Annotated in this window: 7 protein-coding genes and 1 tRNA gene; 2 read left to right on the top strand and 6 right to left on the bottom strand. The window is 59.3% G+C overall.

Going from position 1 to position 7,865, the window contains the following annotated elements; all coding sequences use genetic code 11:
- Positions 1–6: 6 nt before the first annotated feature.
- From HMPREF0183_RS07605 to HMPREF0183_RS07590, 4 genes are all read right to left on the bottom strand, one after another.
- Positions 7–94: transfer RNA gene (locus HMPREF0183_RS07605), tRNA-Leu, on the bottom strand.
- 88 nt (positions 95–182) lie between these two features.
- Positions 183–1,010: a MaoC/PaaZ C-terminal domain-containing protein gene (locus tag HMPREF0183_RS07600; protein WP_005884657.1), complete on the bottom strand. Its 828-nt coding sequence runs from the start codon at positions 1,008–1,010 to the stop codon at positions 183–185.
- Complete coding sequence (locus HMPREF0183_RS07595) at positions 1,010–2,362, bottom strand: 3-oxoacyl-ACP reductase (protein ID WP_005884655.1); 1,353 nt, start codon at positions 2,360–2,362, stop codon at positions 1,010–1,012. Before HMPREF0183_RS07595 ends, HMPREF0183_RS07600 begins: the two co-directional genes overlap by 1 nt.
- 9 nt (positions 2,363–2,371) lie before the next feature.
- On the bottom strand, positions 2,372–3,652 hold the full coding sequence (locus tag HMPREF0183_RS07590) for an acetyl-CoA C-acetyltransferase (protein WP_005884654.1): 1,281 nt from the start codon (positions 3,650–3,652) through the stop codon (positions 2,372–2,374).
- Positions 3,653–3,712: 60 nt separating this feature from the next.
- Here HMPREF0183_RS07590 and HMPREF0183_RS07585 point away from each other — a divergent pair, with 60 nt between their 5' ends.
- Positions 3,713–4,312: a TetR/AcrR family transcriptional regulator gene (locus HMPREF0183_RS07585; RefSeq protein WP_040348567.1), complete on the top strand. Its 600-nt coding sequence runs from the start codon at positions 3,713–3,715 to the stop codon at positions 4,310–4,312.
- Positions 4,309–6,351 carry an acyl-CoA dehydrogenase family protein gene (locus HMPREF0183_RS07580; RefSeq protein ID WP_005884650.1) on the top strand — a complete coding sequence of 681 codons (2,043 nt, stop codon included), beginning with the start codon at positions 4,309–4,311 and terminating at the stop codon, positions 6,349–6,351. Before HMPREF0183_RS07585 ends, HMPREF0183_RS07580 begins: the two co-directional genes overlap by 4 nt.
- A gap of 7 nt (positions 6,352–6,358) precedes the next feature.
- On the opposite strand, the gene metX is transcribed toward HMPREF0183_RS07580, so the two are convergent.
- Both metX and HMPREF0183_RS07570 read right to left on the bottom strand, forming a co-directional pair.
- The gene (gene metX, locus HMPREF0183_RS07575) at positions 6,359–7,426 is read right to left on the bottom strand and encodes a homoserine O-acetyltransferase MetX (protein ID WP_005884648.1); all 1,068 of its coding nucleotides are present in this window, start codon (positions 7,424–7,426) and stop codon (positions 6,359–6,361) included.
- Positions 7,407–7,865 (bottom strand): PLP-dependent transferase (locus HMPREF0183_RS07570; protein WP_005884646.1); only part of this gene is annotated, 459 nt, incomplete at its 5' end. The genes HMPREF0183_RS07570 and metX, both read right to left, overlap by 20 nt.

The following is a 7,865-nucleotide window of genomic DNA, read 5'->3' as shown; positions in this document are numbered from 1 at the left end:
CATTTGTGCGCGGAGGGGGACTTGAACCCCCACGCCCGATAAATTGGGCACTAGCACCTCAAGCTAGCGCGTCTACCTATTCCGCCACCCGCGCGGGCAACGAAAGATACTGTACACGGTTCACGCACTGTTATACAACTCGACGCCAACACGTCATGAATGACGTGCGTCACACAGCCACATCAGGCATCTCGCACCAGGCTCACCAGGTGTGGCGCACCGTCCTTCGGCCGCACCACACCAACGCGGACACCATCAGTCCTGTCAACGACAACATTCGCACGCCCAGGCAAGAAAATCGGCTTCGCAAACTGCACGTCCCACACGAACGCCTCGGCACTCACGCCAGACTGCGCAAATGCCTTACTAGCCGTGTACATTCCGTGCGCAATCGTCCGTGGGAACCCGAACGCCTTCGCAATCAGGCTGTTCAAGTGAATGACGTTGTAGTCACCTGACACGCGCGCGTACCTCTCCCCCAGCCCCGCCGGGAACGTCCACGTAGCAACCGCACTACCCTCCGGCAGATCCAGGCGGCGGGCAGGCGCTGGCTCATCCGCCTCGGGAAGCTTGGTCTTCTTCGCAAAGTACGTGGACACGTCCTCAAACACAGCCTTGCCGTCAACGGAACCGTGAACAATCACGTCCAGTTCGCTTCCAGCGTCCCGCGCCCGAGGTCGGCTCACCGAAATCTGCAACGTCACCTCCGCGCCCATGGGCACTTTGGCGTGTTGTGTGAATCGGTTGTACACGTGGACCATGCCCAAGACCGGCACTGGGAAATCTGGAGCGGTCATGAGCTCAAGACTGGGGCCAAACCCCAGCGTGTGCAGATATGGCGCGGGCACGTCGTTGTTGACGGGCAGTTCAGTTACCGTGTTGAAACGCGCCACTGCATCAGGGTCGATGGTCACTGTGCGCGTCAGTGTCCGCTGAGGCACGGGGCCCGGCTTTGGCTTCTTGACTGTACCCAGTACAGCACGGCCATAAACGTTAAGTGTCGAACCCATTACGCACCTACCATGTTCTGTCCGCACACGCGCAGCGTCTGACCATTCACGCCGGTTGCCGCAGGTGAGGCCAAGAACGCGATCGCTTCTGCGACGTCCTCGGGCAATCCACCTTGCTGCAGGCTCGACAAGCGTCGCGCCACCTGGCGGGTCAGCGTGGGCATTTTGGCGGTCATGTCGGTTTCGATGAATCCGGGTGCTACCGCGTTGATGGAACCGCCAAGTTGAGCGAACTTGTCCTGGGAGGCGGCAACCATGCCGATCACGCCAGCTTTCGACGCCGCATAGTTGGTCTGCCCACGGTTACCCGCAATGCCCGAGGTGGATGCCAGGGAAACGACGTGCGGCTGGCTTCCCCACGCCCCAAGTTCGGTGAGCTTTTCGTTCATCCGCAACTGCGACTCGATGTTGACTGCGATCACTGAGTTCCACCGGCTGGTGTCCATGTTGGCCAGCAGCTTGTCTCGCGTGATTCCCGCGTTGTGAATGAGGATGTCGATGGGCTTGCCCACTGCTTGCGCGATTTTGGCCGCTGCGTCTTCTGCGGTGATGTCCAGGTGGATCGCTTTTCCGGAAACCGAGTTCATCGTTGCAGCCAACGCCTGCCCAGCTTGCGGCACGTCAACGCCGTACACGTATGCGCCGTCGCGGTGCAGGGTGCGTGCAATTGCGGCACCGATCCCCCGCGCAGCTCCTGTCACTACCGCGACCTTGCCTGCAAGCGGTCCGTTCTCACGCACACCGTCAAACTCATCCGACGTCACAGCCTGTCCCCGGTCGTCTCCCACGGTGAGCAACTGACCTGACACATAGGCTGACTTGGCGGACAGCAAGAACCACAGAGCTCCGGTGACAGACGCGGCGTTCACGTCAACACCTGAACCCAGCACAATTCCGTTGGCCGTGCCTCCGTATCGCATTTCGTGCGCGACTGAACGCACAATCCCGGTGACACCGTTACGTGCTGCGTCAACCGATGGCTGTTCACCTTCAGGCGCACGCGATAGAACAACCACACGTGCACAGCGGGCAGTCTGCTTAAGCGCTGGTGAGATTTGGAGAACCGTGTCGCCGAGGTCGTCGGGGCTCTGCGCGTCGATGAAGCTTGCGATGATTCCCTGGTATTTAAAACTGGGGTCTGCAGACCGGTGTACCGAGAAGCCGTTCTCAAGGAGCAGCTCAGCAACCGTGTCAGCCGCAGAGTCCCCGAGCACCAGAACAGGATCTTTGGTGAAACCGGAACCGCCAGCTACGTTGAATCGGCGCAACGGGACGGGCTGCGGAAGACCGAGCTTTTTCACGACCGGCGCAAGTGCACCGTTTGCAAGATTGAGGTAGGTGTCTTTAACCATGTGCAACTCCTAGTCTGCTTCCACAATTGCGGCAACTCCCTGTCCACCTGCAGCACAGATGGAGATGAGGGCGCGCTTCTGTCCGGTTTCTTTCAGGTGCTTTGCGGTTTGTGCCACGATTCGGCCACCAGTAGCGGCGAATGGGTGGCCGGCTGCCAAGGACGATCCGTTGGGGTTGAGTTTCGCGCGGTCAACGGTTCCAAGAGGCGCGTCAAGTCCCAGCTTCTGCGTGCAGAACTCTTCGCTTTCCCATGCCGCAAGGTGGCACAGGACGGTGGATGCGAACGCTTCGTGAATCTCAAATACGTCGATGTCTTCAAAGGTTAACCCGCTGCGAGCAAGCAGGCGTGGCACTGCGTATGTGGGAGCCATCAGAAGTCCCTCTTCGCCTTCAACGAAGTCAACTGCGGCAGCCTCGGCGTCAACCAGGTATGCCAGGGGTTCGATTCCCAGTTCAGCCGCGAACTCTTCGCTTCCCAAAAGTACGGTGGATGCCCCGTCGGTCAGAGGGGTGGAGTTTCCTGCGGTCATCGTGGCCTCTGTTTCCAGGTTGCGCCCGAAAACGGGGTTGAGTTTTGCCAGGCTTTCCATCGTGGAGTCGGCACGCAGGTTGGTGTCGCGGGTGACACCCAAGTATGGGGTCACGAGATCGTCGAAGAATCCGCGGTCCCACGCCGCAGCCATGTTGGTGTGGGAAGCCAGGGCCAGCTCGTCCTGAGCTTCTCGCGTAATACCCCAGTGTGCGGTCGTGCGCGCTTGGTGTTCACCCATGCTCAGGCCGGTGCGCGCCTCGGCCGTGCTTGGGGCAACTGGAGCAAAGTCTTGTGGGCGAATCCGTGCAATGGCCTGCAGTTTCTGAGGGATTGTGCGGGCGCGGGACAGCGCGAGGAGGTTTTCGCGCAGTCCTTCACTGACGACAATGGGCGCGTCCGAGGTGGTGTCGGTTCCTCCTGCAATCCCCGACTCGATCTGTCCCAAGCGGATCTTCTGGGAAATGCTCACGCAGGCTTCGAGGCCTGTTGCGCACGCCTGCCCCAGGTCGAACGCTGGCGTCGTAGGGCTCAGTGCGGATCCCAGGACGGACTCCCGTGTGAGGTTGATGTCTTTTGAGTGCTTGAGAACGGCTCCACCGGCTACTTCTCCGAGGCGTTTGTCGGCCAGTCCGAACCGTGCGACCAGTCCGTCGAGCGCACTGGTGAGCATGTCTTGATTAGATGCGTGAGCGTACTGCTTGTTTGAGCGGGCAAAGGGAATGCGGTTTCCACCAAGAATTGCTGCGCGACGGTTCACGTTACCTCCTAGAAGCGCGAAAATTATCTGTAACTGACAGTACCTGATACTGTCAGTTACATGAAATCTGTCACACAGGACGGACGTGCTCTGCGGTGGGACGCACACCGAAGAGAACGACGCCGTGAACTGCTTCGAATGGTGCGCCACTCCGTTGCCGATTTGGGACCGGACGCTTCAATGGACCAAATCTGTGAAGCCACGGGCACGTCAAAGACTGTCTTGTACAGATACTTTGGGGACCGAGCCGGCCTCGTTGACGACATGGGCAAATGGGCGATGAAGGTCATTACCCAACAACTCGATCGGGCCGCCACACCTGACATGAGCCCGCGAGAAGCCCTCACTCACATGATCACTGCGTTCGTGGACCTCGCATCAAGCAGGCCACATGTCTACCGCTTTTGTGACCGTGGTGTCACCAATCAGACGGGCCAGCAGACCTTTTTCGACTCAATCGCCCAGTTGCTCTGCGCGCGGATGAACTTCACCCAGCCAGAGCAATACATGTGGGCCCGAGGTGCGCTGGGCTTTGTGCGCGCGTGTACCGACGAGTGGCTCACCAATCCTACTGACCCGCACACCTTTGCGACTCATTTGAGTACGTGGCTGTGGAAGAGCGCCCCTGCGACCAACGATGTTGAAGGAAAACAATCATGAATGCTAAAGCTCCGCTGTCTGTTGACGTTGATTACTTGCGCCGGTTCCTCGAGGGCGATCGCGCGTCAGTACGAGAAAAGGGTCGCGAATTTGCCGCTCACTCAGCTCTTCGGCTCAAGCCCGAATGGAGCCTTGAACGTAAACGCCAAGCAACTCTTGAAGGCGTGGTCGCACTTGCCAACGCAGGATTCACCACACTTTCGATGCCAAAGCACTTGGGTGGCCCCGAAGACTACGCATCATACGTAGCGGGATTTGAAGAACTGGTTTTGGCAGAACCAAGCATTCAGATCAAGGCCGGCGTGCAATACGGGCTTTTCAGCGGGGCTATTCACCACCTCGGCAACAAAGAACAACACGCACGCTGGCTCAAAGATGCTCTTGAAGGAAAACTTTTGGGCAGCTTCGCAATGACAGAAATTGGACACGGGTCCGACGTAGCCAACGTGGACACGACCGCCACGTACGACCCAGCGAAACAAGAGTTTGTGATCCACACTCCACACCGGCAAGCGGTCAAGGAGTACATCGGAAACGCGGCAGCTCACGCACAGGCCGCCGTTGTGTTCGCCCGCCTCATCACCTCCGGCATCGACTACGGGGTCCACGCTTTCTTCGTTCCCGTGCGCTCTGAGGGAGGACGACCGTTGCCGGGCGTCACAATCGAAGACGACGGTTACAAGGGAGGGCTGGCAGGCGTCGACAACGGACGTTTTGGTTTCGACCAGGTACGGATACCCCGCGAAAACCTCCTCGACCGCTACGGCCACGTGGCTGAAGACGGCGAATACTCTTCGCCGATTCACTCCCCCGGTAAACGTTTCTTCACAATGTTGGGAACCCTAGTGATGGGTCGCGTGTCTCTTGACGGGGCATCGACAGTCGCGTCCAAACTGGCCCTCGATATTGCTCTGCGGTACGCCGTGCACCGCAAACAGTTCGAAGGCGGGGTGCCTGGAGAAAGCGTGCACCTCATGGACTACGGTGAGCACCAGCGCAGACTCATGCCACTGGTCGCAAAAGCGTGGGCAAACTCCGTGGCGCACGAAAACCTTCTTGACACCTTCGACGAAGTATTCAGTAGTGAAGCACCACCGGAAGCCACCAGGCAGTTGTTGGAGAGTCAGGCCGCCGGGTTCAAAGCTGTATCCACGTGGGATGCCTTGGACACCATTCAGGAGTGCCGTGAAGCCTGCGGTGGGGCCGGTTTCATGTGGGACAACCGCCTAGTGGGACTGCGCCACGACCTCGATGTCTACGTCACCTTTGAAGGCGACAACACAGTTCTGCTCCAGCTTGTTGGCAAACGCCTTTTGCAAGACTACTCACGCGAGCTCAAAGACATCGACTTCGGTGGTGCCGCCAGGTACCTGTCTCACCAGGCCGCTGAGCACTCGCTCTACCGTTCGGGTATTGCCAGCATGGGTCGTACCATCGGCGATCTGTTCACGCCCGCACTTGCGTCTAAACGCATCAGGTCCGGGCAGTTGCAAGAAGCGCTTCTTTCCAGCAGGGTCGACTCGATGCTTTCCGACCTCGCCCAGAAGCTGCGCCCAGCGGCCAAAATGGATCGCCAGGCTGCAGCGGATCTCTTTAACGCCCACCAGCATCAGCTCATCCAGACCGCAGAAGCATACATCCACCTACTGAAGTGGAAGGCTCTCACTGCGCGGCTGCGTGCCATTGACACAACGGAGCACCCGGATGAAGCGAAGATGCTGCGACGCATCCGTGACCTGTACGGACTGACCCTCATTCACGAACACATTGGGTGGCACGTGATGTACGGCCGCTTGTCCATGGCCCGGGCACGCATGGTCGAGCCCACGATTGGCCGACTGTGCCGCAAGCTTGCACAAAACGCACAGGACCTTGCGGACATGTTCGGCTTCACCAGTGAGCACCGGCGTACCCAGATTTCTGAGGGCCAGGAGGCAGCGCGTCAGAATGAAGCGACGGCTCATGCACGCCAAGCACGTTCACGCACCGACTACCCCATCGATGAGCGCATCATCCGGGCCAAGAAAAAGAAGTCCTAGAACCTGCTTAGCCCAATACTGAGCGGAGGATCTTACTCACTTCTGCGGATTCTGTAAGGAACCCGTCGTGGCCTGCGTCGGTTTCGACCTCCGTGTACGAGTGGGCCCCGGCAAGCCCAGCCAGCTCTTTGACCTGGCTGGGCGGATAGAGCCGGTCAGAGGACAGAGACACCACATGGAGGCCGGGCACGGTCAGCTGGGAACGACCTCGGCGAACATCATGGTCCCTGAGTGCCCGGGTGAGCACGCAGTACGACTGGGCATCAAACCTGCCAACGAGCTTTCCAGCCTGGTAGTCCAAGTAGCTTTGCACCTGGTAGTAGCCGGGCATGGACGGTTGGTGTTCGCGCCCAAACCTGCCGTCGAGTTCATCACCGCTGCGGTATGTCAGGTGGGCAATCTGGCGCGCGAGTCCCAGACCGTACAGGGGCTTCACGCTGTGGTGAGCGTAGTTGCCTCCGTGGTAATTGGGGTCCAGCTGGATGGCCTGCAACTGCGTGTGTGCCCACGCAATGTTGTCAGCCGATGAGTACGCCGGGGCGGCCAACACCACTGTTCGTTCAACACGGTGGGGTTGGGTGGCTGCGAACTCCGTGGCCCTCGCCCCACCCAGGGACCCGCCTACAACCGCGTAGAACCGCTCAATTCCCAACGCATCAGCAACCAGCGCTTCTGCTCGCACCATGTCGCGGATGCTGACCTGTGGAAATGCCGCACCCAGTTCAATGTCGTCGACAGGTGTGCTGGGTCCGGTGGAGCCGTTGCATCCACCAAGCACGTTGGTGCACACGACAAAAAACTCGCGGGTGTCGATCGCTTTGCCAGGCCCAACCACGTCTTCCCACCAGCCGGACGTGTCAGAAGCACCTGCTGTGACGTGCGAGTCACCTGTGAGCGCGTGCTCAATGAGGATCGCGTTGGTGCCTTGAGCGTTGAGCGTCCCGAACGTTTCAAACGCGATGTGGGCATCGGGGATCACGTCACCGTTCTCTGTGACGAAATCCCCAATGCAACATGTGCGCACGGTACCGTCGGCCCCGTGTGTGAGCGGGCTCTTAACTGCGTGCGGCCGCAAAGCCCTTCTCCAAGTCCGCGATAATGTCGTCCACACCTTCAAGTCCTACGCTCAAGCGGACCAGCGCTGGGTTCACACCCGACTTCGCTTGTGCTTCTTCGCTCAGCTGAGAGTGCGTGGTTGATGCTGGGTGGATGACCAAGGAACGAGCATCGCCGATGTTTGCAACGTGCGAGTGCAGATCCAATGCATCGACAAATTTCACAGCAGCGTCGTATCCGCCGGCGATATCGAAGGACAACACGGCTCCGGCTCCCTTGGGCAGAAGCTGCTTGGCCAGTGAGTTGTACGGGCTGGATTCCAGTCCTGCGTAGTTGACGTGTGTGACCTGGTCGTGGTTTTCCAGGAACGTCGCTACCTTCTGGGCGTTTTCCACGTGGCGTTCTACGCGTAGGCTCAGAGTTTCGAGTCCCTGTGCGATCAGGAACGCGTTAAACGG

The organism is Brevibacterium mcbrellneri ATCC 49030, assembly GCF_000178455.1.
In the GTDB taxonomy this organism is placed as follows: domain Bacteria; phylum Actinomycetota; class Actinomycetes; order Actinomycetales; family Brevibacteriaceae; genus Brevibacterium; species Brevibacterium mcbrellneri.
Note: the sequence above shows the minus strand (reverse complement) of the source record. Positions and strands in the feature narration are given on the sequence as shown.

Excerpts from the sequence above, each read along its gene's own strand:
- HMPREF0183_RS07595 (WP_005884655.1), bottom strand. The coding sequence starts at position 2,362 with ATGGTTAAAGACACCTACCTCAATCTTGCAAACGGTGCACTTGCGCCG.
- HMPREF0183_RS07585 (WP_040348567.1), top strand. The coding sequence starts at position 3,713 with ATGAAATCTGTCACACAGGACGGACGTGCTCTGCGGTGGGACGCACAC.
- HMPREF0183_RS07580 (WP_005884650.1), top strand. The coding sequence starts at position 4,309 with ATGAATGCTAAAGCTCCGCTGTCTGTTGACGTTGATTACTTGCGCCGG.
- HMPREF0183_RS07600 (WP_005884657.1), bottom strand. The coding sequence starts at position 1,010 with ATGGGTTCGACACTTAACGTTTATGGCCGTGCTGTACTGGGTACAGTC.